The 24658-nt window shown below is 60.7% G+C and carries 24 protein-coding genes and 1 tRNA gene; 17 read left to right on the top strand and 8 right to left on the bottom strand.

The window, feature by feature from the left end:
- The first annotated feature begins 91 nt into the window (after positions 1-91).
- From ACQZ60_RS23465 to ACQZ60_RS23480, 4 genes are all read left to right on the top strand, one after another.
- Positions 92-355, top strand: coding sequence for a spike base protein, RCAP_Rcc01079 family (locus tag ACQZ60_RS23465; RefSeq protein WP_059755951.1), 264 nt, complete (start codon positions 92-94; stop codon positions 353-355).
- Between the two features lie 187 nt (positions 356-542).
- Positions 543-2210, top strand: coding sequence for a phosphoethanolamine transferase (locus tag ACQZ60_RS23470; RefSeq protein ID WP_448736235.1), 1668 nt, complete (start codon positions 543-545; stop codon positions 2208-2210).
- A 65-nt stretch (positions 2211-2275) separates the two neighbouring features.
- Entirely contained in the window at positions 2276-2929 is a 654-nt protein-coding gene (locus tag ACQZ60_RS23475; protein WP_020010073.1) for a response regulator transcription factor, read from the top strand.
- Between the two features lie 22 nt (positions 2930-2951).
- Positions 2952-4289 carry a sensor histidine kinase gene (locus ACQZ60_RS23480; RefSeq protein ID WP_174058388.1) on the top strand — a complete coding sequence of 446 codons (1338 nt, stop codon included), beginning with the start codon at positions 2952-2954 and terminating at the stop codon, positions 4287-4289.
- A gap of 62 nt (positions 4290-4351) precedes the next feature.
- Here ACQZ60_RS23480 and ACQZ60_RS23485 read toward each other — a convergent pair whose 3' ends face one another.
- A complete protein-coding gene (locus ACQZ60_RS23485) occupies positions 4352-5656 on the bottom strand; it encodes an MFS transporter (protein WP_059755960.1) in 1305 nt (434 codons plus the stop codon).
- 290 nt (positions 5657-5946) lie between these two features.
- Between ACQZ60_RS23485 and ACQZ60_RS23490 the strand changes: the two genes are divergently transcribed.
- The 5 genes from ACQZ60_RS23490 to ACQZ60_RS23510 all read left to right on the top strand — a co-directional run bounded on the left by ACQZ60_RS23490 (position 5947) and on the right by ACQZ60_RS23510 (position 11602).
- Positions 5947-7056: an RHE_PE00001 family protein gene (locus ACQZ60_RS23490; RefSeq protein ID WP_448736236.1), complete on the top strand. Its 1110-nt coding sequence runs from the start codon at positions 5947-5949 to the stop codon at positions 7054-7056.
- Between the two features lie 250 nt (positions 7057-7306).
- Positions 7307-7537, top strand: coding sequence for a helix-turn-helix domain-containing protein (locus tag ACQZ60_RS23495; protein ID WP_020809209.1), 231 nt, complete (start codon positions 7307-7309; stop codon positions 7535-7537).
- Between the two features lie 230 nt (positions 7538-7767).
- Entirely contained in the window at positions 7768-9012 is a 1245-nt protein-coding gene (locus tag ACQZ60_RS23500) for an adenylate/guanylate cyclase domain-containing protein (RefSeq protein WP_448736237.1), read from the top strand.
- Positions 9013-9252: 240 nt separating this feature from the next.
- Entirely contained in the window at positions 9253-10245 is a 993-nt protein-coding gene (gene iolG / locus ACQZ60_RS23505) for an inositol 2-dehydrogenase (protein WP_026363582.1), read from the top strand.
- A gap of 472 nt (positions 10246-10717) precedes the next feature.
- Complete coding sequence (locus tag ACQZ60_RS23510) at positions 10718-11602, top strand: DMT family transporter (protein ID WP_448736238.1); 885 nt, start codon at positions 10718-10720, stop codon at positions 11600-11602.
- 10 nt (positions 11603-11612) lie between these two features.
- Here the strand turns inward: ACQZ60_RS23510 and ACQZ60_RS23515 are convergent, their stop codons facing one another.
- Both ACQZ60_RS23515 and rocF read right to left on the bottom strand, forming a co-directional pair.
- Entirely contained in the window at positions 11613-12668 is a 1056-nt protein-coding gene (locus tag ACQZ60_RS23515) for an ornithine cyclodeaminase (RefSeq protein WP_448736239.1), read from the bottom strand.
- 13 nt (positions 12669-12681) lie between these two features.
- Positions 12682-13602, bottom strand: a complete 921-nt coding sequence (rocF, locus tag ACQZ60_RS23520) for an arginase (protein WP_035264543.1) — start codon at positions 13600-13602, stop codon at positions 12682-12684.
- A 129-nt stretch (positions 13603-13731) separates the two neighbouring features.
- On the opposite strand from rocF, the gene ACQZ60_RS23525 reads away from it, so the two are divergent.
- Together ACQZ60_RS23525 and ACQZ60_RS23530 are read left to right on the top strand one after the other, a co-directional pair.
- Positions 13732-14169 carry an Lrp/AsnC family transcriptional regulator gene (locus ACQZ60_RS23525; RefSeq protein WP_003508428.1) on the top strand — a complete coding sequence of 146 codons (438 nt, stop codon included), beginning with the start codon at positions 13732-13734 and terminating at the stop codon, positions 14167-14169.
- 123 nt (positions 14170-14292) lie between these two features.
- Positions 14293-14366 (top strand) — tRNA-Gln (locus tag ACQZ60_RS23530).
- A 75-nt stretch (positions 14367-14441) separates the two neighbouring features.
- Here ACQZ60_RS23530 and ACQZ60_RS23535 read toward each other — a convergent pair.
- Genes ACQZ60_RS23535 through bioB form a run of 5 tightly spaced genes read right to left on the bottom strand, consistent with a single transcriptional unit; the run spans position 14442 to position 19588 of the window.
- Positions 14442-15428 (bottom strand): beta-ketoacyl-ACP synthase III, encoded by a 987-nt coding sequence (locus tag ACQZ60_RS23535; RefSeq protein WP_448736240.1) that lies wholly within the window; start codon positions 15426-15428, stop codon positions 14442-14444.
- Positions 15429-15484: 56 nt separating this feature from the next.
- Positions 15485-16780, bottom strand: a complete 1296-nt coding sequence (locus ACQZ60_RS23540; protein WP_035264539.1) for an adenosylmethionine--8-amino-7-oxononanoate transaminase — start codon at positions 16778-16780, stop codon at positions 15485-15487.
- Entirely contained in the window at positions 16777-17415 is a 639-nt protein-coding gene (gene bioD, locus ACQZ60_RS23545; protein ID WP_448736241.1) for a dethiobiotin synthase, read from the bottom strand. Before bioD ends, ACQZ60_RS23540 begins: the two co-directional genes overlap by 4 nt.
- Positions 17412-18557: an 8-amino-7-oxononanoate synthase gene (locus ACQZ60_RS23550; protein WP_035264560.1), complete on the bottom strand. Its 1146-nt coding sequence runs from the start codon at positions 18555-18557 to the stop codon at positions 17412-17414. The genes bioD and ACQZ60_RS23550 overlap by 4 nt, the downstream gene beginning before the upstream one ends.
- Entirely contained in the window at positions 18554-19588 is a 1035-nt protein-coding gene (gene bioB / locus ACQZ60_RS23555; protein WP_035264533.1) for a biotin synthase BioB, read from the bottom strand. The genes ACQZ60_RS23550 and bioB overlap by 4 nt, the downstream gene beginning before the upstream one ends.
- Positions 19589-19820: 232 nt before the next feature.
- Between bioB and ACQZ60_RS23560 the strand changes: the two genes are divergently transcribed.
- From ACQZ60_RS23560 to ACQZ60_RS23585, 6 genes are all read left to right on the top strand, one after another.
- Positions 19821-20267 (top strand): acetyltransferase, encoded by a 447-nt coding sequence (locus ACQZ60_RS23560; protein WP_035264531.1) that lies wholly within the window; start codon positions 19821-19823, stop codon positions 20265-20267.
- A 99-nt stretch (positions 20268-20366) separates the two neighbouring features.
- Positions 20367-21266 carry an AraC family transcriptional regulator gene (locus ACQZ60_RS23565; protein WP_035264528.1) on the top strand — a complete coding sequence of 300 codons (900 nt, stop codon included), beginning with the start codon at positions 20367-20369 and terminating at the stop codon, positions 21264-21266.
- An 85-nt stretch (positions 21267-21351) separates the two neighbouring features.
- Positions 21352-22308, top strand: coding sequence for a hypothetical protein (locus ACQZ60_RS23570; protein ID WP_035264527.1), 957 nt, complete (start codon positions 21352-21354; stop codon positions 22306-22308).
- Between the two features lie 134 nt (positions 22309-22442).
- Positions 22443-22853: a hypothetical protein gene (locus tag ACQZ60_RS23575; protein ID WP_035239141.1), complete on the top strand. Its 411-nt coding sequence runs from the start codon at positions 22443-22445 to the stop codon at positions 22851-22853.
- Positions 22854-22940: 87 nt separating this feature from the next.
- Complete coding sequence (locus tag ACQZ60_RS23580) at positions 22941-23171, top strand: hypothetical protein (protein WP_448736242.1); 231 nt, start codon at positions 22941-22943, stop codon at positions 23169-23171.
- Positions 23168-24658 carry a TolC family protein gene (locus tag ACQZ60_RS23585; protein ID WP_448736243.1) on the top strand — a complete coding sequence of 497 codons (1491 nt, stop codon included), beginning with the start codon at positions 23168-23170 and terminating at the stop codon, positions 24656-24658. Before ACQZ60_RS23580 ends, ACQZ60_RS23585 begins: the two co-directional genes overlap by 4 nt.

Raw genomic sequence — 24658 nt, forward strand, 5'->3', positions numbered from 1 at the left:
AAATCCTGTCCGGATATTTCCTGTCCCGCTTTTCCCCGCAGCCGCAGCGCACCCCATAATCGCGGCAGATTTTAATTTACGGGAGACAGCAATGGCTGAGACTTACGAACACCACGCCGCCGGCCTCGAATCCCCGGCGTCCCACGCTTTCGATGTCGTTCCGGACGATACGAGCCCGCTTCCTTCCCCCACCCGCGCCATCTATGTGGGCAATGGCGGCCATCTCTGCCTGACCCTGCTTTCCGGGGCAACGGTGACCTTCCAGAACCTGCCCGCAGGCAGCCTGCTGCCGGTCAGGGCCACGCGCATATTTGCAACGCGCACCACCGCCACAGGCATCGTAGGCCTCAATTAAGGGCTCTATCGTCTCGACTATCTGAAACACCACCACCGAGCGGCCACGACGGAGTGTGACACTTTCATGACAAGCTTTCAGGTTGATGTCAGCAAAATGACGCATCCGCCATTGATCGGCCCATGCGGCAGCCTGGACGGCGGCGTTTTCGCCCCGTCTCCGTTGCCGCCGGCCTATTGGAAATCTGGTGGATCTGACAGTGGCTCTTTTTACCGCGAAAGCGACGGGAACAGTAACATATCGTCCGGAAATCGGCAGCGTGCCGCTCAGCCTGCTGACGGCGGCCTATCTGCTGTTTTTCACGAACCGGACATTCTGGTCGAAGGTTCACACCTATCTTTCCGCCTATCCGGTCGCCATTGTCGCGCTTTATGCCGCCATGGCCGCCTTTCTCGGCGCCCTCATCATCATTTTTTCCGCCAAATATCTCATCAAGCCGTTTTTGATCTTCCTGGTCTTCGCGGCGGCCGCCGCTTCCTGGTTCATGGATCGCTACGGCATCGTCATCGACAGCGACATGATCCGCAACGCCATGGAGACGACACAGGCGGAAGCCGGCAATCTGATCACGCCCGGCTTTCTCTGGCACATGGCGATTTACGGACTGGTGCCGTCCCTCCTCATCGTTACCGTGCGTGTGCGCCACCGCCCGATCCTCGACAAGCTTTTGTGGAACACGATCAGCATCCTGATCTGTCTTTCCATCGCCGGTATCATCAGCTTCGCCAATTCCAAAACCTTCACCACCGCCGTGCGCCAGCACAAGGATATCGTCAAAAGCGTCAATCCATTGTCGCCGATCATGTCGGCCATTCATTATTTCACGCTGGCGGGCAAGGAAGTCGATATTCAGGTCAGCCCGGTCGGCGGGGATGCAAAGGTCCTGCCTTCATTGGGCGGCGTCCGCAAACCCCGCATCACCGTCATCGTTGCGGGCGAGACGGCGCGGGCCACGAACTTTTCCCTGAACGGCTATGGGCGCGATACCAATCCCGAACTCGCAAAACGCGGCGTGATCTATTTTCCGAACACGACCAGCTGCGGCACCGCGACGGCGATTTCCATTCCCTGCATGTTCTCGAAGTTCCCGCGTTCGCAATATAGCCACAAAAAGGCGCTCGCCAATGAAAACGTCATGGATGTTCTCGTCCATGCCGGGATCAGCGCGACATGGCTGGACAACAATACCGGCAGCAAGAACGTGGCCGACCGCATCCCTTATTTCGACCTGCCCTCCACCAATGACAGCCGCTTCTGCACCGGCGGGGAATGCCGCGACGATATCTTCTTCGACAAGCTCGACTCCTGGCTCAACAACGTCACCAGAGACAGCGTCATCGTGCTGCACCAGATGGGCAGCCACGGGCCGACCTATTATCTGCGCTATACCGACGAATTCCGCAAATTCACCCCGGATTGCCGCACGGCCGAGCTTGGCAACTGCTCCGACGCGGAGATCGTCAACTCCTACGACAACACGCTTCTTTATACCGACCATTTCCTCTCCACCGTGATCGACAAGCTGAAGGCCCGTTCCGACAGGCTGGCGACGGGCATGATCTATGCGTCGGACCACGGTGAGTCGCTTGGCGAGAACGGCGTCTACCTGCATGGCGCGCCCTATCTTTTGGCGCCCGACCAGCAGACCCATGTGCCGTTTCTCGTCTGGTTCGACGACGACTTTGCGAAATCCATGGGGCTCAACAAAGCCTGCCTCGCAAAAACCGCGGCGGAGGGCGGGCGCTCGCACGACAATTATTTCCACAGCATCCTTGGCATGATGAATGTCTCCACTTCGGTCTACGATCCCTCGCTCGATGTATTCGGCGGCTGCACCCAGCGCCAGAACAGCTGAAACACCGTGCTTGACGCTTATCCGGAGAAAGAGATACGCAGGACGAAGCGATAGAGGGAGCTGTCTTGCGGGTTCTGCTTGTTGAAGACGATCATGTGCTGGGCGAAGCGCTGCGGGACCATGTCGCGGCGGCGGGTCATGCTGTCGACTGGTTCAAGACGCTGGGCGACGCCATGGCGGCGACGCTGACGATGGGTTACGGCCTCATCCTGCTCGACATGCGCCTGCCGGATGGCGAGGGCATCACCCTTCTGCAAAGCCTGCGCCAGCGCGATGACGCAACGCCGGTGATCATTCTGACGGCCCATGACCAGGTCTCCGACCGGATTGCCGGGCTGAACGCCGGTGCGGACGATTATCTGGTCAAACCTTTCGATCTCAACGAGCTTTCGGCCCGCATGCTGGCGGTCTCGCGCCGTTACGAAGGGCGTTCCGCTCCCGTCATCCGCCTGCCCGGCATCGAGATCAACCAGGTGGCGCGCAATATCACGGTCGATGGAACGGCGCAGACGCTGAGCGCCCGGGAATGGGCGGTGCTGGAAAAACTCGTCGAACATCCCGGCGCGGTCGTCTCGAAAGCGCAATTGCACGACACGCTTTACGAATTCGGTGCGGAAATAGAAAGCAACACGGTCGAGGTCTATATCAGCCGGCTGCGCAAGAAAATCGGCCATGACCGCGTCGAAACCGTGCGCGGCGTCGGCTACACCATCCGATAGTCAGAATTAAAAGCAGGCAGAAATGGCCAGACCGACCAGCATGACCCGCAAGCTCGTGACGGCGCTGACCAGCGTTGTCGCCATATCCTGGCTTCTCGCCTGCGGGCTGGGCGTCATGGTGATGCAGGACGAATTCGCCGAGATTTTCGACGCCGGCGTTGAGGAAACCGCCGAAAGACTGCTGCCGCTGCTGGTGGACGACCTCAGGGAAAACAATACCGCGCCTGCCGCGCAAAAGCTCAACCAGACGTCGGAACGGGCGGAATATCTGACCTATCAGGTCCGCGACCGGGAAGGACAGGTGGTGCTGCATTCGCATGACAGCTCGACGGAGCCTTTCGAGGTTTCGCTCGAACCCGGTTTTTCCGAAACCGCGACCCAGCGCATCTTTACGGTTGCGACACCGGACGGCAATTATTTCCTGCAGGTCGCCGATGCCTTCGCCAATCGCCGCGAGGCGATCGAAGAGGCGGGCACCGCGCTGCTGCTTCCCGTTCTCATCCTCATTCCCGCCAGCATTTTCGCCGTCATTGTCGTGGTGCGCAGAACGCTGCGACCGATACAGACCCTGCGCGACGACATCGGCAAAAAGGACGGCGGCAATCTCGCGCCGCTGCCGACGCAGCCCTTTCCGGGCGAACTCCATCCCATTGCCCGTTCGGTCAATCTGCTGCTCGGACGATTGAGATCGGCAATCGAGGCGGAACGGGAATTCACCGCCAACAGCGCCCATGAATTGCGCACGCCGATTGCCGGCGCGCTGGCGCAGGCGCAGCGGCTGCATGCCGACATTCCGCCGGAACTTGCGCCGCGTGTGGAAAACATCGAAAAATCCCTGCAGCATCTCGCCCATCTGGCCGAAAAACTGCTTCAGATGTCGCGCGCGGAAGCGAGGATCGGGGTCACCGACACGGCAAACGATCTCATTCCCGTTCTCGAACTGGTTATCGACGACATGATGAGAACGGCCATCGGTTCATCCCGCATCCGCTTCAGCAATCGCTGTGAAGGCGGCCTGTCCTGCAGGATCGGCGCGGATGCCTTTGGTATCATCGTCCGTAACCTCCTCGAAAATGCGCTGATCCACAGCCCGGCGGAAAGCCCGGTGCAGGTCGTCGCCGAAGCGGACGGCACGATCCGCATCGTCAATTCCGGGGCGACAATCGATGCGGCACTCCTACCCAAGCTGACGACGCGTTTTACCAGGGGCCAGACCACGGCGGACGGAACCGGGCTTGGCCTTGCCATCGTCAAGAGCCTGGTGGAGCAGGCCGGCGGAGAGCTGGTGCTTTCCTCTCCGGCGCCGGGCCGGCAGGACGGTTTTGAGGCCCGCATCGTCCTTCCCGCCGAAACCGCCTGAATGCCGAAAACAAAAAGCCCCGCCGGAAGGACGGGGCTTTTTCCGGTCTGGATGGCGGCCGCTCAATCCTCGTGGATATGGCTGTGATCGCGCGTGTCGCGCATCTTCACATAAACCACCAGCGACAGGGCGATCATGATCGTCACATACCAGAAGAACCAGTTTTCGTGGCCGATCTGCTTGAACTTCAGGGCCACGAATTCCGCCGTTCCGCCGAATATGGTATTCGCCAGCGCATAGGGCAGAGCCACGCCAAGCGCGCGGATATGGGCAGGGAACATTTCCGCCTTCACCACCGCATTGATGGAAGTATAGCCGGTGACGATCAACAGGCCGACCAGCACGAGAGCGAAAGCCATGATGGGATCGGTCGTCGTCGCAAGCGTGCTGAAGATCGCATAGGTGAACAGCGTTCCGAGAATACCGAAGCCGACCATCAGCGGCTTGCGGCCGATCTTGTCGGACAGCGCACCCGCAATCGGCTGGCACAGCATGAAGACGAAGAGCGCCGCCGTGGTGATTTCCGTGGCGCTTTCCTTGCTGAAGCCGGAGGTGTTGACGAGGAATTTCTGCAGATAGGTCGTATAGGCATAAAAGGCGAGCGTGCCGCCGGAGGTGAGCGCCATAACCATCAGCGCTTCCCTTGGATAGTGCTTGAACAGTGCCCATCCGCTGGACTTCGGCTTGTCGGCAGCGCCGGTCTTGGCATTTTCGAAGGACTGCGTCTCGACAAGGCCGCGGCGGATATAAAACACCGCAATCGCCAGAAGGCCGCCAATGAAGAAGGGAATGCGCCAGCCCCAGGAGCCGAGCTGTTCCGGCGTCAGAACCCGCTGCAGCACCAGAAGCACCGCCAACGCCAGAAGCTGACCGGAAATAAGCGTCACATACTGGAAGCTAGAGAAGAAACCGCGGCGGTTCTTGCCGGCCATTTCGCTGAGATAGGTTGCGCTCGCGCCATATTCACCGCCGACGCTGATGCCCTGCAGAAGCCTTGCGAAAACCAGAATGGCCGGCGCGGCAATGCCGATCGCCTCATGACCGGGCGTAATCGCGATCAGCAGCGAACCGAGACACATCAGCGTGACGGACAAGGTGAGACCGGCCTTGCGGCCCTTGCGGTCGGCATAGGTGCCCATGAACCAGGCCCCGATGGGCCGCATCAGAAATCCGACGGCGAAAACGGCGGCTGCACTCAGGAGTTCGGCGGTCTGGTTTCCGGAAGGGAAAAACACCGGCGCGAAATAAAGGGTGAAGGCCGAATAGACATACCAGTCGTACCATTCGACGAGGTTGCCCGCCGATCCGCCGATAATGGATTTCAAACGGGTTTTCTGGTCCGGCGCGGTGGCGGGACCATTTGCCATAATATTCACGGGTAAACTCCAATTCATCTTCGTCTGGAGATGGAAGGGCGAACGGAAGGTGTGATAATTTGTCGCTCTCGGTGGGGGTATATACCCGTCATGTTGCAGTGCGCAAGTTTATACCGCATCGCGATATTGCCGAAAAACCAGCCATGGCGGCTGAAACCCTGCCGATTCCCGGCCTTCCGCCACCCTTTTTTCATCAGATTTTCGGGTGGAAACCTCAAAAGTAAAACCGCCCGACTGTGATCCGCCTTGTAAGCCGCCCGCGCTCAAACTAAAAAATATCAATGATTTACGATATATCGGACGTCCAGATCGAAAAGCTCCTCATTGCCGCCGCCCGTGCCGGCGAGGCGCTGGCGCGGCTGGACGAGCGGATCGACCAGTCGCCGATGAAACACGGCTTCATCGAAAGACAGGATTTCACCGATGCGATTTCCTCCATGTGGGTGGATGGCGAGCTCGTCCACATGGAAGATCTGGTGCTGCATGACGCGCATATGGATGTGCGCGCACCAACCCATGAAATGACGGCGGCGCACCGGATTCTCCGCTCGAGACGGCTGATCTTTTCCAATGCCCCCGGCTGGGCCTTTACCGCGCCGGGCCTTTCAAGGCTACGCGGCAGGGCGGCACTTGCCGAAGAGCCTACGCCTCCCAGACAAACGCTCGACCACTCCCGCGATGAAGACACCGACGCGGAGGAGGAAACATCGCTGGATGGCGCTTTTTCCGAGCTGGATGCGCTTCTGGCGCGAAGCGCCGCAACGCTCGATGCGATCACCACCGGCAGCGCGCTTCCGCCAATGCACAGGGAGGAAAGCCATGCGATCATCAACGAACCCGACTGGGACGAGGATGAGCGGCTGAAAGAATGGTGGGACGTCCATGCGCGGACGGAGGAACTGCCGGCGATTCTTCGCACCGCCATCCTGCTCGACGCCTGGAACATGATCGAGGTGCTGCAACGCAGCCCCTGGCTCGGTCGGCTTCTGGCCTCCGCCTTTCTGCGCGACGGCGCCGTCACGCCCGATCACCTGCCGGCCCTCAGCGCCGGTCTCCGCGCGGTCCCACGGGAGCGCCGGCACGCCCGAAACCAGACGCAGCGCGTTCTCGCACTTCTCGACAGCTTTTACGAAGCGGCGCAGGCCGGCATGAAGGAACATGACCGGCTGGCCCATGCGCGAGAACGCATGATGCGCAAGCTCGCCGGCCGGCGTTCCTCCTCGCGCCTGCCGGAACTCGTGGAGCTTGTCGTCTCCCGACCGGTGGTTTCGGCGGCGATGATCGTCAAGGAACTTGGCACCACGCCGCAGGGCGCGATCGGGCTCGCCAACCAGCTGGAATTGCGGGAAGTGACGGGTCGCGGCCGGTTTCGCGCCTGGGGCATGCTGTAGCGAAAGCCGCCCTAACCCCCGCGGAAACCCCGAAAAACGGCATTTTTTCGGCCTTTTCCCGGCAAGACGCGCCGCAAGAATGCAGCGATCACGAATCTTAACAAAATTTAACTATTGCGTAGGTGGATGAAGCCGCTATGTTCCTCGCTGCGTTGCAACACCGATTTCTTCTCCGGCAACGCGGTCGCATTCGGCCCGGCAACTTTTCTTTGCCGCCCGCATTTAAGTGTCCACCATCAGGGAGATGCAAATGACAATTTCAGTCTCACAACCCGATTCCGATCACGAAACCGATGCTCCTTTCGCCAAAAAAGTCCTCACCGCTCGCAATCTCGCCGGATATACGGTCGAACAGCTTGCCGTGACCTGCGGTCTGACCACCAGCGAAATACGCGCCCTGGAAGACGGCACGGACAGCGATCCGCTGCGCATCAGGCGCGTTGCCGCCGCACTGCATATTCCCGTCGAAACCGTTATCTGATCCCTCTAGCGATCACCAAAAATCTCAGCGCCGCCGGTGGACAATGTTCCCGGGAACATCCGGGCGGCGCACTTGGCCTGATGCCGCCAATCCCCTCCGGAACATTTTCCGCGCCCCTCTTAACATTTTCGTTATCCGGCACCACATGGGGTTCACGAGCGACCATGTTCGGCCGAGTTCGACATGTGCCCTGCCCGTGCGAGAGCAGCAACAACCTCCGGAATCCTGCCATGACACTAAGTCTCGACACCGAAGAACGCGTTTCTTCAGCACTGGATGAATTGTGGCCAGCGGAAAAGACGGAAATTCTCGACTGGCTGATCACCGGCACCAAGGACGAACGCTTTATCGACGAGATATTCGTCGAGCTCTGCAACAGGCTGCGGGCGAGTGGAATTTCCGTGGCCCGGGGCGTGCTCGCTTTCCGCATTCGCCATCCGCAATGGCTTGGCGCGCGCATTCTGTGGAAAGCCGGCCTGTCCTCCGCCGAGATCGCCACCTATGGCTATGGGTCTGAAAATACGCCCGAATATCTGAACAGCCCGATCAACGACATTCATCAGGGCGCTACCGAAGTCCGCCACCGGCTGAACGGAGAGGACATCGATGAGCCCGGCTATACGATCTACGAAGACCTGCGGGCCGAGGGGCTGACGGATTATTGCGCCTGGCCGATCGAGCACACCTTCGGCAAGCGCCATGTCGCCACCTTCTCCAGCGACCGGCCCGGCGGTTTTTCCGACAGCGAAATCCTCGCCTTGAAAAACCTGCTTCCGGCGCTTGCGCTGGTCAGCGAAATACGACTGAAAAACCGCATGACTCGCACCCTGCTGGAAACCTATGTGGGGCCGCATGCGGGCGAAAAGATTCTCAATGGCGCAACGACACGCGGCAGCGGCATGACGGTCGGCGCGGCGATCCTGATCTGCGACCTGCGCAACTTCACCCATATTTCCGACCTCTGGCCGCGCGACGATGTCATCGAGCTTCTGAACGGTTATTTCGACGCCATGTGCGATCCCATCGAGGAATTCGGCGGCGAGATCCTGAAATTCATGGGCGACGGGCTGCTGGCGATTTTCCCGCTCAGCGATCCCAAGGCCTGCGAAAACCTGCTGAAAGCCATCGCCAGCGCCCAGAAAAGCCTCGTTGCGCTGAATGAAATCAATCGCCGGAAGGGCCACGATCCCCTGGGTTACGGCATCGGCGTGCATGTCGGTGATGTCATGTATGGCAATATCGGTTCGAAAACCCGCCTCGATTTCACCGTCATCGGCCCCGCCGTCAATATTGCCTCGCGGCTGGAAACACTGACCAAGGAGACCGGGCGCAACGTGCTTTTCTCCGAAGAATTCGTCCGCATGGCAGGACATCAGGAAAAGCTCGAAAATCTCGGCCCATGGCTGCTGCGCGGACTGGAAACCCCGGTCGAGGTTTACGCGCTTCCGCCAGAGACGAACATAATCTCCGACTGAACGGGTCGCCTTCACCCACCTTGCTCCACCCCGCACGGCTCCTTCTGACGGAGGTGACGCTTTGTTGCGGGCGCCTTTTCGGCGATGCCGTTTCCGCTGTTCCGTCCCCTCTCAAAACGCTTGACACATCTGCGATGTCGATCTAGCAAAATAGAACATATATTCCATATCGAAACATTGCTTGCATTCATATTCTGTCTTTCCGGGAGTGAGGGACGGGTGTGAGAAACCGGAGGAAAGATGGTTACGAAATTGGCACTGCTCGGCGCTGGACGGATCGGCAAGGTCCACGCCAAGGCGATCACCACCGACAGCCGTGCGCAGCTGGTGGCCGTTGTGGACGCCATGGCCGGTGCTGCGGAAGCAATCGCCCGCGAAGCGCAGTGCAAGGTCAGCACGATCGATGAGGTTCTGGCCGACAAGACGATCGATGCCGTCATCATCTGCACGCCGACCAACACCCATGCCGACCTGATCGAGCGTTTCGCCCGGGCCGGCAAGGCGATCTTCTGCGAAAAGCCCGTCGATCTCGATGTTGCCCGCGCGGAAGCCTGCGCGAAGGTGGTTGAGGAAACCGGTGCAAAGGTGATGCTCGGTTTCAACCGCCGTTTCGACCCGCATTTCCAGGCCGTTCACAAGGCCATTGAAGATGGCCGCATCGGCAAGGTGGAAATGGTGACCATCACCAGCCGCGACCCCGGCCCGCCGCCGGCCGAATATATCAAGGTCTCCGGCGGCATCTTCCGCGACATGACCATTCATGATTTCGATATGGCCCGCTTCCTGCTCGGCGAGGAAGTGGAAAGCGTGTTTGCAACCGGTTCGGTTCTCGTCAATCCGGAGATCGGTGCGCTGGGTGATTTTGACAGCGCCAGCATCATCCTGACGACGAAAAGCGGCAGGCAGGCGGTCATTTCGAACTCTCGCCGCGCGACCTATGGTTACGACCAGCGCATCGAAGTGCACGGCTCGCTCGGTTCGGCAGCAGCCGAAAACCAGCGCCCGGTTTCCATCGAAATCGCCAATGCGGAAGGTTACACCCGACCGCCGCTGCATGACTTCTTCATGACGCGTTATACGGCGGCCTATGCTGCGGAAATCACCGCCTTCATCGACAGCATCGAAAACAATGTCGCGCCCTCGCCTTCCATCAAGGACGGGCTGGTTGCGCTGAAGCTGGCCGACGCTGCGCTGAAATCCACCGCCTCGAAGGCGGCCGTAAAGATCGGCTGAAGCCACAATCGGGACGCTCTGCGCCTTGCCGAACCCTCTGTCCGCCGCGCACTTGTTGACGGCGGACAGCCGTGCCTGTGCCAAGCCCCTCGGCAGCAGGCCACATCATCCAGGCTCCACGTCGATCTGCATCGCGCCGCACCTCTCAGATCTGACAACAGGCCGGCGCACCCACCGTCCTCCTGTGCTCGTCACGGGAATCCAGCCGATGCGCGTCGACGCCGCGGGACGCATCCCTTTCGGTCAATGACTTGGGCTGGCTGAAATCCCTGTGGCAAGCGCGCCGATGAGGGGAGAGCACCGCAAAGCACGTTCCGGCAATCAACCTTGGAGAAGGCAGCTTCCGGACTTGCATGGCAGCTATTCGGAAAATAAGGTTGTCTGACAAGGTACGGCCGTAACATATGGCTGTTACCCACCTCATTCACCCCGAATACTCTTTTGCCGGCGGCAGTCGGATAGCGGTTTTTTCATGCCATCACCCAGGACCGGCTTTCTTTATGCGCTTGTCGCTTTCACGATCTTTGCGGCGCAGGATGGCATATCGAAACATCTGGGCAGCGCTTATCCGCCGGTTTTTATCGCCATGCTGCGATACTGGGCCTTTGCCGTCTTCGTTCTTTTGATGGCCGCAAGGTCGGCGGGCGGCATTCGGGGTGCCGTCATGGCCAATCGTCCCTGGCTGCAGATCGGCCGCGGCGTGCTTCTCGCCGTGCAGATCGTTATTTCGATCTTCTCCTTCGCCGTCGTCGGGCTGGCGCACAGCCATTCCATCCTTGCCTCCGCACCGCTGATCGTTGCAGCGCTGTCCATGCCTTTGCTGGGAGAACATGTGGGCTGGCGGCGCTGGAGCGCCATTTTTGTCGGCTTCATCGGCGTTCTCGTCATCCTCAAGCCGGAGGGCGACGGTTTCGACAACCGGCTGATGATCACCTTCGTGGCCACCTTCATGCTGGCTCTCTACAGCGTCCTGACCCGCCTCGGCAGCAAAAGCGATTCGGCGATGACAAGCTTCTTCTATACCGGCGTAGCCGGTGCGGCGGCCCTGACGCTGGTCGGTCCGTTTTATTGGGTCAGCATCGAGCCGCAGGATTGGGGCTGGATACTGGCGCTGTGCATCACCGGCATGAGCGGCCATTATTGCCTGATAAAGGCGTTCGAACTGGCGGATGCAGCCTCCGTACAGCCCTTTTCCTATTATCAGCTGGTGCTCGTCTCCATCATTGGCGTCACCGTCTATGGTGAAGTGGTGACGTCCAATATGGTCATCGGTGCGGCGATCGTCATTGCCGCCGGCCTCTTCACGATCTGGCGCGAGCATGTGGTTGCCCGCAAGAGCCGCCGGGAGACGAAATAGGCAGAAAACCCTAGACGAGCGCCGCCTCACACCGCAGCAGCATCCCGAACAAGTCACGCGGCTCATCCGGGTCGGCCAGCAGATCAAGCTCCGTATAAAGCCCGGTGGATGGCAGCTTCGAGCGCACGTAACGCAACGCCGAAAAATCTTCCGTCGCGAAGCCGACGCTGTCGAACAGCGTGATCTGTCGATCACTTGCCCGCCCCTGCTTTTCACCGGTTATAACCTGCCAAAGCTCGATGACGGGATAATCCGCCGGCAATTGCTGGATTTCACCTTCAATGCGCGTCTGCGGCGGATATTCGACGAAAATATCCGACCGCAACAGGATGTCCCGGTGCAACTCCGTCTTGCCGGGGCAATCGCCGCCAACGGCGTTGATGTGAATGCCAGGCCCGACCATGTTGTCGGTCAGGATCGTCGCATATTGCTTGTCGGCGGTGACGGTGGTGATGATATCCGCCCCTTCGACCGCTTCCTGTGCGCTCTCACAGATCTTGATGGCAAAACCCTGCCCGGCGAGATTGCGGGCGCATTTTTCGCTGGCGGACGGGTCGATATCGAATAGCCGCAGCGTGTCTATGCCAAGAATCGCCTTGAAGGCGCGCGCCTGGAATTCGCTCTGGGCGCCATTGCCGATGATGGCCATGGAGCGGGAATTCTTGCGGGCGAGATATTTTGCGGCGACGGCGGAGGTGGCGGCGGTGCGCAGCGCCGTCAGGATGGTCATCTCGGTCAGAAGCAGCGGATAACCATTGCCGACATCGGAAAGCACGCCGAAAGCCGTCACCGTCTGGCGACCTTCCTTCATGTTCTTCGGATGGCCGTTGACATATTTGAAGCCGTAAAGCGTGCCATCGCTGGTCGGCATCAGTTCAATGACGCCTTCCTTCGAATGCGAGGCGATGCGCGGCGTCTTGTCGAAGCTTTCCCAGCGGCGGAAATCCTCTTCCACCGCATCGGCAAGCTCACGCAGGAACGTATCGATGCCCACGCGCAGCACGAGTTTCATCATGTGATCGACGCTGACGAAGGGCACGATATTGAGGTTCGGTATCACGGTCATCGCATCACCCCTTTCAGCCGGCCCGTGTCGGGCGGTCCATAACCCGCTTGCCCATCAGGCTGGCGGCGAGATCCACCATCAGCGTCGCGGTTCTGCCGCGCTCGTCGAGAAACGGGTTGAGCTCCACCAGATCGAGACTGCAGACCAGCCCGCTATCATGCAACATTTCCATGACCAGATGCGCCTCGCGGAACGTCGCGCCGCCCGGAACCGTGGTGCCGACGGCCGGCGCGATGGACGGTTCGAGAAAATCGACATCGAGGCTGACATGCAAAAGCCCGTTTGCCGCCTGAACCCGCGCCAGAAACGCCCGCAGCAGAACGGCGACGCCATGCTCGTCGATCGAGCGCATGTCGTGCACGGTGATGCCGCTCTTTTCCAGTGCGGCCCTCTCCGCCGGATCCACACTGCGGATGCCGATCATGCCGATATTGTCTTCCGGAACCGCATGGGAAAGCGGCGGGAAATAACCGGCAAATCCCTCACGACCACTGAAATAGGCGACCGGCGTGCCGTGCAGATTGCCGCTGCGCGTCGTCTCAAGCGTATGATAATCGGTATGGGCATCGAGCCAGAGCACGAAAAACGGCCGGCCGGTCTCGGCCACCCGGCGCGCCATGCCGGCGACCGTCCCAGCGGAAATCGCATGGTCGCCGCCGAGAAAGATCGGCACGGCATCCGCGCTTTCACGATAGGCAGCCTCCGTCAGCGCCTCGGTCCAGGCCACGGTTTCAGACAGATGGTGCACGGCGGGATTGGGATGGTTAAATTCGCGGAAGGTCGCCGGCGTCACATTGCCGGTATCGACAACGCGATGCCCCAGTTCTTCAAGGGCATGAGCAAGCCCCGCGACGCGATAGGCGCTCGGCCCCATTTCGCATCCCAATTGCCCGGCCCCGATCTGCAGCGGCGCACCGATCAACCTGATTTCCATTCCCGTCCTCGCTTTCCTGCCAACAAGCCCAGTTCACCACAGTGATCTGGCGAAATGAACATCAAATATTGGCAATATTATCGAAATAAGCTATCGATCTGGTAAAATTGATTTATCGAATTGGTCATCATGGATAATCTCGACGAACGGCTCATCACCCTTTTGCGACACAATGGCAGGCGCAGCATTTCCGATCTCGCAATCGAGACGGAAACCTCGCGCGCCACGGTGCGCTCACGCATCGAAAGAATGGAGAATGACGGCACCATCATCGGTTACACCGTCATTTTGCGCGCTGATGCGGTGGAGGCCGCGATCCGCGGCATCATGATGATCGAGATTGAAGGCCATGTGACGGACCGCGTCATCCGCACCCTTGGCGGTTTTCCGGAAATCTCCGAAATCCACAGCACCAACGGCCGCTGGGATCTCATTGTGGAACTCAACGCCGCCACGCTCAGCGATTTCGACGCGGTATTGCGCCGCATCCGCCTGGTGCCCGGCATCACCGGCAGCGAGACCAGCCTTTTGCTCTCCACCCCGCGCTCCACCCGGGCACGGCTCTGAACCGGGGAGCAAAACGCAAAACAGGGATAAAACGCATTTTTCGATTTTTTCGACTTGCGCCCCGGAATAAATCATCTATATGACGACCCACCAAAGCGAACGCGCCACGCGCTTTAAAGCTTTTGGGGAATAGTTCAATGGTAGAACAGCGGACTCTGACTCCGTCGATCTTGGTTCGAATCCAGGTTCCCCAGCCAAATTTCTCCAAATGAAATCAGCTTCTTGAGTTTTGAATATTGTACGGCATCGGGACGTCCCGTGCCCGGCATCGTTCACCCACGATAAACGATCGCTCCACCCGTCATACCAGCGCCGGCGGCCGTCAAAAGCAGGGTTTCGCCTTCCGCGAGAGGCCTTTCGGCATTGGTGACGGAGAGCGAAAGCGGAATGGTGGCGGCGGAGGAATTGCCGAAGCTTTCTATGGTGCGCACTGTCTTTTGCCTGTCAATGCCGAGATTGCCGCAGACGGCGTCGAACATGCGGGCATTGGCCTGATGGGGCACGAAACGGTCGATATCGGCTGCCGTCATTCCGGCTTGATGCAGCACCCTTTGCGAGGTCTCGGTCATCAGCGTCACGGCACGGGAGAAGACTTCGCGGCCGTCACGCATCGTCATCAGCGCCTCCTCGGCGGATGTCTCGGCTGAGAAGGGCTGGCTGCTGCCTCCTGCCGCTATCTGGATCAGATCGTAACCGCCGCCATCCGCAACGAGATCGGCCGACAAAAGCCCGCGCTGCGCCTCGCGGCAGGGCTTGAGTACGACGGCGCCGGCGGCATCGGCGAACAGGACCGCGCTTCCCCTTTCCGCCGGATTGATACGACGGCTCAATATATTGGCGGCAACGATGAGGACGGCGCGGCCGTGGGTGCGGACAAAGCCATCCGCAAGGGTGAGCGCATAAAGAAAGCCGGAACAGGCCCCGGCGAGATCGATCGCACCGGATCGGGCGAGGCCCAGCCTGTGGGCGAGCAGCGGCGCCGAGGGCGGCAGAAGGTGATCCGGCGTGGAAGTCGCAAGCAGCGTCAGCGCGATCTCGTCGGAGTCGATTTCCGCATCTTCCAGCGCCATGCGGCCGGCTCTCACCGCAAGGCCACTCAGAGTGTCACCCTCTTGCGCCCAATAGCGCGTGCGGATGCCGGTGCGCCGCTCGATCCAGCCGGCTTCCAGCCCGAGGCTGTTCTCTATCTCGGCATTGTCGACGCATCGTGACGGAACGGCATGACCAAAACCGGCCATGCGGGAAGAACGGGTCTGCATTGTCAGGACTTTCGGAGACGGTTCTGGAACAGGCTGAACATGACCGCACCCCGTTTTCACGCGATGCCGAGCGCGCGCGATTTTAGCGAAGCGGTTTCGGTGACGATCCCGGCCACTTCATCGATGGTGTCAAACGCGCTGGCCAGATCTTCCGCCGTCGAACAATAGGGCGGCATCAGGTAAAGCACATTGCCGAGCGGGCGGATGACGAACCCGCGCTCGCGGAACAATTGCCGCATGCGCGGCCCCGCCTCGGCGAGATAACCGCCGGCGGGCACCACGAGATCGAGCGCCGCGATGGTTCCCATTTGCCGGATGCCGGTGAAACGCCGGTCCTCCGCAAATCGCCGGAGATTGTCGCACAGCACCTGTTGCAATTGCCCGATGCGTTGAAGCACGGGCTCATCCCGCCAGACCTGAAGATTGGCGACAGCGGCAGCACAGGCAATCGGATTGGCCGTGTAGGAACTGGAATGGAAAAAGGTCTTGCGGCGATCCGTCGAAAAATGGGCATCAAAGATTTCCGCGCTGCACAGCGTTGCCGCCAGCGGCAGGGAGCCGCCGGTCAGGCCCTTGGAGGTGCAGAGAATATCCGGTGAAATGCCGGCCTGTTCGCAGGCGAATATGGTTCCGGTTCTGCCCCAGCCCGTCATCACCTCGTCTGCAATGACGAGGCAGCCATGGCGTTCGGCGATCTGTTTCATCCCGGCTAGAACATCCGCGCGGTAAGTTCTCATGCCGCCCGCCCCGAGCACCAGCGGCTCGACCAGCAGGGCGGCGATACGGCCTGAACGGCAGAAATTTTCGAACATGTCCAGCGTGTGCTGTTCGCTGCCCGCTTCCGGAAAAGCCAGCCGGTCGACGCCGAAGAGCAGCGGTTCGTAAGCGGCATTGAAGACACCGCGCTCACCGGTCGACATGGTGCCGATAGTGTCGCCGTGATAGCCATGCTCCATCACCACGATACGGTCGCGCTTTTCTCCGCGATTGTGGAAATATCCCAGCGCCATTTTCAGCGCCACCTCAACCGCCGTCGAGCCGCTATCGGAATAAAACACATGGCTTAGCCCGGCGGGCGCAAGCTCGATCAGCCCGCGCGCCAGCGTTTCGGCGGGTTCATGGGAGAACTCGGCGAAAATGATCTGATCGAAGGCCTCTGTCGCGGCGCGGATGGCCGCCATGATCGCCGGATGCCGGTGCCCGTGGGTGATGACCCACCAGGAGGAAATGGCGTCAAACAGGCGATTGCCGTCCTCATCGACGAGAAATGCGCCTTCCGCAGAAACGACGCGTTTCATCGGCAGTTCCAGCCCATGCTGGGTGAAGGGATGCCAGACAGGGGAACGGCTCATGCCGGCGCCTCCAGAAAATCAGCGAGATTGAAGTGTCGGGCAAATGCCCGATGCAGCGCCTCTGATGTCATCTCCGGCAGGCGCGGCAGGCGGCCGAGCGGGCGAACGGCGCCGATATTGGCGATGACGCGCTCATTTTCCCGGTTCTCGTCGCCGATGAAGACCACGCCCTGCACGGGAACGGCGCGGTGCCGCAACGCCTCAAGCGAGAGCAGCGTGTGGTTGATGGTGCCAAGCGATGTCCTTGCGCACAGCACAAGCGGAATTTGCCAGATGGCGAAGATATCGGCGAAGAGCACCGTGTCCGTCAGCAGCACCAGAAGTCCGCCCGCCCCCTCGATCACCAGCGGTCCATCCGTTTGCGGCGGCAGCAGCAGCGTGGGATCGATCGTTACATTCTCGAGGCGGGCCGACAGATGCGGCGAAGCCGGCATTTTCAGGCGATAGGCCTCCGGCAGAATGCGCCCGCGCGGCACGCCACCCAGCCGTTCCACCGTCTCGCTGTCTGTTTCTTCCTCCAGCCCGGATTGCACGGGTTTCCAGTAACAAGCCTGCAGGGCATGGGTCAGCGCTGCGGAAAAAACCGTCTTGCCGATGCCCGTATCGGTGCCGGAGATGACGAAACGAGGGCTCATCTCCGCTCCTCCGCCAGCGAAAGGGCAAGCAGCCCGATCATATCGGCGATCTGGCTCTCATCCACATTGAGCGTGATGGCGATGCGCAGCCGCGCCGTGCCCTCCGGCACCGTCGGCGGGCGGATCGCGCGCACATCGAAACCGCCCTCCCGCAGATGCGCGGCGATACGAAGCGAACGGGCATTGTCGCCGATCATCACCGGCAGGATCTGCGAACCGCTGGGCGCAACGCCGAGCCGGGAGCGAAGCTCCTCGCCGGCAAAGTTTACCAGTTCCGCCAGCCGCAGGCGTCGCCATGGTTCATCGGCAACGATGCGCAGGGCTTCCCGCACAGCGGCCGCCATCAGCGGCGAAGGCGCGGTCGAATAGATGAAACCGCGGGCGCGGTTGACGAGGTAATCGGCAAGCACCGCCGGCAGGCACAAAAGCGCGCCTGAAAGACCGAGCGCCTTGCCGCAGGTGTGCAATGCCACCACATTGCCCCGGCCTTCCAGCTCCGCGGCAAGGCCACGCCCGCCGGGCCCGAAAACACCGGTGGCATGGGCCTCATCGACGACAAGGAAACCTCCGTGTTTCCCGGCAAGATCAGCCAGGGCCGAAAGCGGCGCACGGTCGCCATCCATGGAATAAAGGCTTTCGACGGCGATCCACGGACGGCCCCGGCCACCCTCCTGCCGCCAGCGGATTATTTCCCGTTCGAATGCCTCGACCTGATTATGCGGCACGGCGATCGCCTTCGCCTTGCCGGCTGCAATGCCGTCATGGACGCTGGCATGGATCAGGGCGTCGTAAAGGACAAGGTCTTCCCGCAGCGGCAATGTGGAGAACAGCGCGACATTGGCGGCAAAACCGCTGCCGAAATAGATCGCTTTTTCCGCCCCGAAAAGCGCCGCCGCTTCCGCTTCCAGCGCCTCATGTTCGCGGTGGTTGCCACGCAGCAGCCGCGAGCCGCCGGCCCCCACCGGCACGCCCCTTCCGATGGCGTCGGCAATTGCCGCCTTCAGCCGGGGCGAATCGGCAAGGCCAAGATAGTCATTGGAGGTGAAATCGATCCCCTGTTGAGGAGCGAGCGCGCGCAGCCGCGATTTACGTTGCAGGCCGGCAAGCTTCGCCTCATAGGGGGAGAACGCCGCGAGGTTCACCGGCACCCTCCCGCCTCCCCAGACTGCAATTCCGTGGACTGCAGTTCCATCGGCTTCAGCCCCAGACGGCGGAAAAGCGCCGTGTCGTGGTCCTCACCCGGATTATCCGCCGTCAGCAGCGTCTCGCCGATGAAGATGGAGTTGGCGCCGGCCAGGAAACAGAGCGCCTGTGTCTCATCGCTCATCTCCGTGCGTCCGGCCGAAAGCCGCACATGCGAACGCGGCATGAGGATGCGCGCCAGTGCGATGGTGCGGATGAAATCGATCGGATCGACGGGATCGGCCTTGGCCAGCTTCGAGCCGGGGATCGGGATCAGCATGTTGATCGGCACGCTTTCCGGCGGTACCGGCAGATTGGCGAGCGTCACCAGCATCGAGATCCGGTCTTCCACCGTTTCCCCCATGCCGAGAATGCCGCCGGCGCAGACCTTGATGCCGGCATCGCGGACATTGGCAAGCGTTTCCAGCCGGTCCTCGAAGGTGCGGGTGGTGATGATCTGCGAATAGAACCGCTCGGAAGTGTCGACGTTGTGGTTGTAGTAGTCGAGGCCGGCATCGGCCAGCCGTTCGGATTGCTCCGGCGTCAACATGCCGAGCGTCATGCAGGTTTCCATGCCGAGCGCCTTCACGCCCTCGACCATGGCCACCACGGCCTCCATGTCGCGCTCCTTGGGATTGCGCCATGCAGCACCCATGCAATAACGCGTCGCGCCGCCCTCCTTCGCCTTGCGCGCTTCAGCCAGCACCCGCTCCACTTCCATGAGTTTGGAGGCCTTGAGGCCGGTGGGGTTGCGGGCGGACTGGCTGCAATAGCCGCAATCCTCCGGGCAGCCGCCGGTCTTGATGGATAAAAGCCGGCTCATCTGGATGGCATTGGGATCGAAATGACAGCGATGCACCTGCTGGGCGCGGAACAGGAGATCGTTAAAAGATAAATTATAGATAATTTTGGCTTCTTCGAGCGACAAGCCGTTGCCGAAACCCGCAATCGGAGCTGGATTTCTGTCTATTTGCGTGACGATCTGGTCCATCTGTCGATCTTTCCCTCAAAATAAATAGATAGAAGTTCTTTTTATCTATTTTTCGAACTGCTTTTTGCAAGCGTTTTTTTCGAGAAAAATTTTCTGACAGGGGAGATGGCGGCATATGCGGGGATCGGAATCGCCGGCTTTAAACGCTGAAATTCATTGAATACGCACGTGCTCACGGAAAAGATCGGGCCGGCCCATGGCGTGAAAAGTCCGCACTTGCTAAGGGTGAGGCATGATCACACTTCGTCCCTCCGAGAGCCGCGACGCTTCCCGCATCCTCGACATATGGAGCAGAGCAGTCGACGCCACCCACGGGTTCCTTCTGCCGGCGGATCGCGTCGCGATCGGGGAGGAAGTCGAAGCTTTTCTGCCGCAGGCGTCGCTCACGCTGGCGGTCGATGTTTCTGACCGCCCCCTCGGTTTCATGTTTCTGCATGAAGGGCATATGGAGGCGCTTTTCATCGATCCGGACCATCATGGCCAGGGCATCGGCAAGGTTCTGGTCCGGCGGGCGCTTGCGCTCCACCCCGCATTGACCACGGACGTCAACGAACAGAACGCCGGGGCCATGGGTTTTTATCGCCGGCTGGGATTCGAACCGACGGGACGCTCCGACCTCGACGGACAGGGGCGACCCTATCCGCTCGTCCATCTTCGATTTCGCGCAACGGAAAAATAGGCCGCCGGGATCGTCGGGGAGGATCAAGCCACGAACACCATAGTCCGCTTCGCAACCGACGATTTTCTGCCCAAACACCGCTTCGACCAATGGCGCGAAGTGCGTGGCAAAAGCCTGTTTGGTGTGACGATCGAGCTTGCGCGGGACCTTCGCCACAGCTTCCGGGGTTCGTTTCAGGCGCGCGCCGTCGCCGGCGCCGTGGTGACCGAGATGCGCGCTTCCTCTTACCGGGTGAACCGCACCGAAGCAGATATTGCCCGCATTGCCGGCGACAGCCTCTGCATCGGCCTGCAGGTCAGGGGCTCCGGCTTTCTGCATGCCGGCAAAAATCAGGTTCACGCGGTCGGCGGCGGCGATATCACCATCAACTATTCCGACTTGCCCTATGATGCGATACCGGGAAACGAGGCGGATTTTCACTACAGGATGCTGAAGATTCCCGTGGATTACGAGGTCATGCTCGGTCAGGCCACCGATGACCTGTTTGCGACGCGTTATGCGGAAAACAACAGTTTCTCCCTGCCCTTCCGGGCCCTTTTCAACGCGCTGAACGCCGACCCCGGCAGACTCATCGATCCCGCCCGCGATGTCACCCATATCGCCCGGCTTGCCATGACGGCGCGCGGGCGGCTTTCGTCCGCCATGCCGGAGGTGCGCGCCGCGCTGAGGACCGGGCTCTGTTATGCGGCACAGGACATCATGATACGGAAAAAATCCCGGCAGAACCTCACCCCTGCCGCCGTCGCAAGGGAACTGGGCATTTCGCTTCGGCAATTGCATGTGGTTTTCGAGGGTGCGGAACTGTCGTTTTCCCGCACGCTCTCCTCCATGCGGATCGAGGAGGCGAGACGGTTGCTGCTGGCATTCCCCGCCCTGCCGGTCACGCAGATCGCCTATGGCTGCGGCTTCGACAGCCTCGCTACTTTCTACAGGATCTTTGCCGGCACCTATGGCATGACGCCCGGCGACGCCCGCGCTGCGGATATGCCGCCGGCTTAAAATTTCACCTCTGCGCGCAATGAGAAGACGCGCCATTTCAGCTCCTGTAAGGCCGATTGGATCATCCCATCCCGGAGCGCGGCCCATGACCAATTTTTTCGACTTTGCGATTTCCCGGTTGCCGACCGCGACAGCCGATTGCCGCAGGCCAGCGCCCGGCGAAATAGAGGCGATGCTGCAAAAAGAACCCTTCGCGGCGGCGCTGCGTCTGCTGGCGGGAAGTTTCATCGCCCTCTACGAAGGCTCGCCCGAGATGACCGCGCTTTTTGCGACGCGCCAGAGCCGGCTTCTGTGTCACGCGCTTCTGGCGCTCTATTTTCAGAAATGCGGCGCCTGTGAAACAGGAGAGGGAGAAGCCGTGCTGACGCGGGAAGATTTCGGCCATCTGGCGCTTCGGCATGGCCTCGCCAGCCATAGTGTCGCTCATGCCTTCTTCAGAGAGGCGCTGAAACGCGGAATGACACGCCCGGCAGACCGGTCCAGCGACGGGCCGGACAATGGGCCTGGCAATGGGCCCGGCAAAGGGATCGTGCCGTCAGCCCCGGCGCTGGCGATGCTCGCCCAATGGTACGACGTGCATTTTCAGGCGCTGGATCTGCTGGATGAGGGCTTCAGGGCATCACGTTTCATCAAGCGGTCAGAGGCCATGCTTCCCCATATCCACCCCCGCGTATCGCAGGCGTTTCTGTCGCATCCGGAGGTGCGCTGTCCCGGCCCGCTTTCCATCATCTTCAACTGGTTCGATGCCGGCGGACTGTTGATGGACCGCCTTATCGCCGGCATCGACTGGGAAAGGCCGGCCGAACAGGGCAGGCGCCTGACCGATGTGGAAACCGTGACGCAACTGGCGACATCCCTCTCCCTGTCGCGTATCCACATCGGCCGCAAGCTTGCGGCGGCCGAACTGATCGGCGGCATCGGCTGGAGCGGACGACGCGGCCGTTCCGCACTCTGGATTTCGCAGGGTTTTTACGAGGAATATGCCCGCATGCAGGCCCGCAAGCTCCTTATTCTCGATGAAGCCTTCATCGACTTCGTGTGAGGTGCGGGCAGGCTGCAGGCCCTGCCGTTACGCGTGCCGGCGTCGCTACGCATGAATGCGACATAACGGCTTTCGTCGATGGTTATGAGGGATATCCATTGACAAATCACAGGACTACAGCTTTTCTACGCAACATGCGTGAGATGTTGCGAACATCGAAATTGCTGGCCCTGTTGTTTAGACTGGTGATGATACTGTCACTGGCTGGCTATAGTGTTTCCACTGTCAATGCCGCAATGCATCCTGCCGAAGCCGGTGGAATGCAGCACGATCAGTCCGCCATGATGGATCACGGCGCGACGATGGACCATGGCGCCTCAGCCATGATGTCTGACAGTCACGATCACAACGATATGGCCGAACAGGACGGCGGCGTCAAAAAGCCCGTCAAGCCGCAATGCTGCGGCGATTTCTGTCTCGGCATGGCGGTTCTGATCAGCCACGACACCATTGGCAGACCCGTCGTCAACAGCATCCGTTCCTTCCTCGACGACAGCAAGGCGCTGGGCCAGACCCCGCTCCTTCACCGCCCCCCGAATATCTGAACAGGCAAAGCCCGCCTTTGGGCAATGACCGTGCGTGAGCGGCTTTAGCGCCGTCGCGCCGTTGCATCTCCTGTTCGGAAAATACCCATGAACCCAATTTACATTGTGGTTGCGGCGCCCCTGCTTCTGGGCGGCTGCACAGCCACATCCATGATGAACGACGCCGCCTCCTATGACGACGCGGCAAACCCTTCGCTCGGCGCGGACCCCATCCGCTATCAGACCCCGGTCGCGGGTTACACGCACCGCGCGCCGGTGGACCCGAAGCCCTGGCGTAACCAGAACGATGCGCAGGCTCCGAAAGGAGACGCATCATGACGATACTTACCTTCAAACTCGGAGCGAAACTCGCGACCACCCTTTGCCTGCCGTTTCTTCTCGGCGGCTGTGTCACGGCCGCCCAATATGCGTCGCGTGACGCCGGTTTCGCCAATGTTTCGGCCAGGACATCCGAGGCGACAGGCAAACAGGCGGTCTGGGTGCAGAACCGGACCGAGGCGCAGGCGACGCAGGCCCGCGTCAAATCGCTGATGGCCGCCGGCAAAAGTCTCGATGTCGAGACGGCGGTGCAGGTTGCGCTCCTGAACAACAAGGGCCTTCAGGCAGCCTATGCCGATCTCGGCGAATCCGCCGCCACCGCATGGCAATCGACCATGCTGGTCAATCCGCGGGTCGGCATCGGGCTGACGGGGATCGGCACCCCGGGGCTCAGGGCTTATCAGGCGATCGAGGGTGTCGTCGTCACCAATATTCTGGCGCTGGCTACCCTCAAGAAAAATGTCGAGATCGCCGATACCGGCTTCCGCAAGGCGCAGCTTGGCGCCGCGCTGAAGACGCTGCAACTGGCGGCCGATACCCGCCGCGCCTGGATTACCGCCGTGGCGGCATGGGAAAATGTCGGCCAGCTGGCGCAGGCACAGACCGCGGCGGATGCCGCCTCGGAACTTGCCGTGAAGCTTGGCGAGGCGGGTTCGCTCAACAAGGAGGGCCAGGCCCGCGAGCAGGTCTTTTACGCCGAGTTGACGGGCCAGATCGCCAGGGCGCGGCTTGAGGCCCGTCTTGCCAAGGAGGAACTGACCCGGCTGATGGGACTGTGGGGAGCGGATATCGAATATACCATTCCCAACCGCCTGCCCCCGCTTCCGAAGGCGCTTACCAAACGGGACATGATCGAGGCCGAAGCGCTGCAGCGCCGCGTGGATCTGCAGATGGCAAAGCTCGATCTGGAGGCGACCGCCCGGTCGTTCAAGCTCACGGAGGCCACCCGATACGTGACCGATCTCGAAATCCGTTCCGGCTTCGAGACCGAGCGCGAGCTGGAAGACGGCGAAATTCACAAGCAGACCACCGGCAATGCCGAGCTGGAATTCGTCATTCCGATCTTCGATTCCGGTCAGGCGCGCATGCGGGAATCCGAACTCGCCTATATGCGCGCAGCGAACCTGCTGGCGGAAAAGGCGGTCAATGTCCGCTCGGAAGCCCGCTCCGCCTATCAGGCCTATCGCTCGAACTATGACATCGCCCGGCACTACCGCAACAGCGTGGTGCCGCTGCGCACCAAAATCGAGGAGCAGTCGCTGCTGACCTATAACGGCATGATCACCAACACATTCGAGCTTCTGGCCGACAGCCGGGAAAAGGTCAATTCAAGCCTGCTCGCCATCAATGCGAAACGTGACTTCTGGCTCGCCGAGGCCAGCCTCGCTCCCGCCATTTACGGTGGCGGCACGGGTGCTGCGGCGGGCGCGGAGACCGAGGTTGCCGCCGCTGGCGGCGGCGGTGGCGGTGGCGGTGGCGGACACTGA

It is taken from the genome of Agrobacterium sp. 22-223-1, assembly GCF_053522385.1.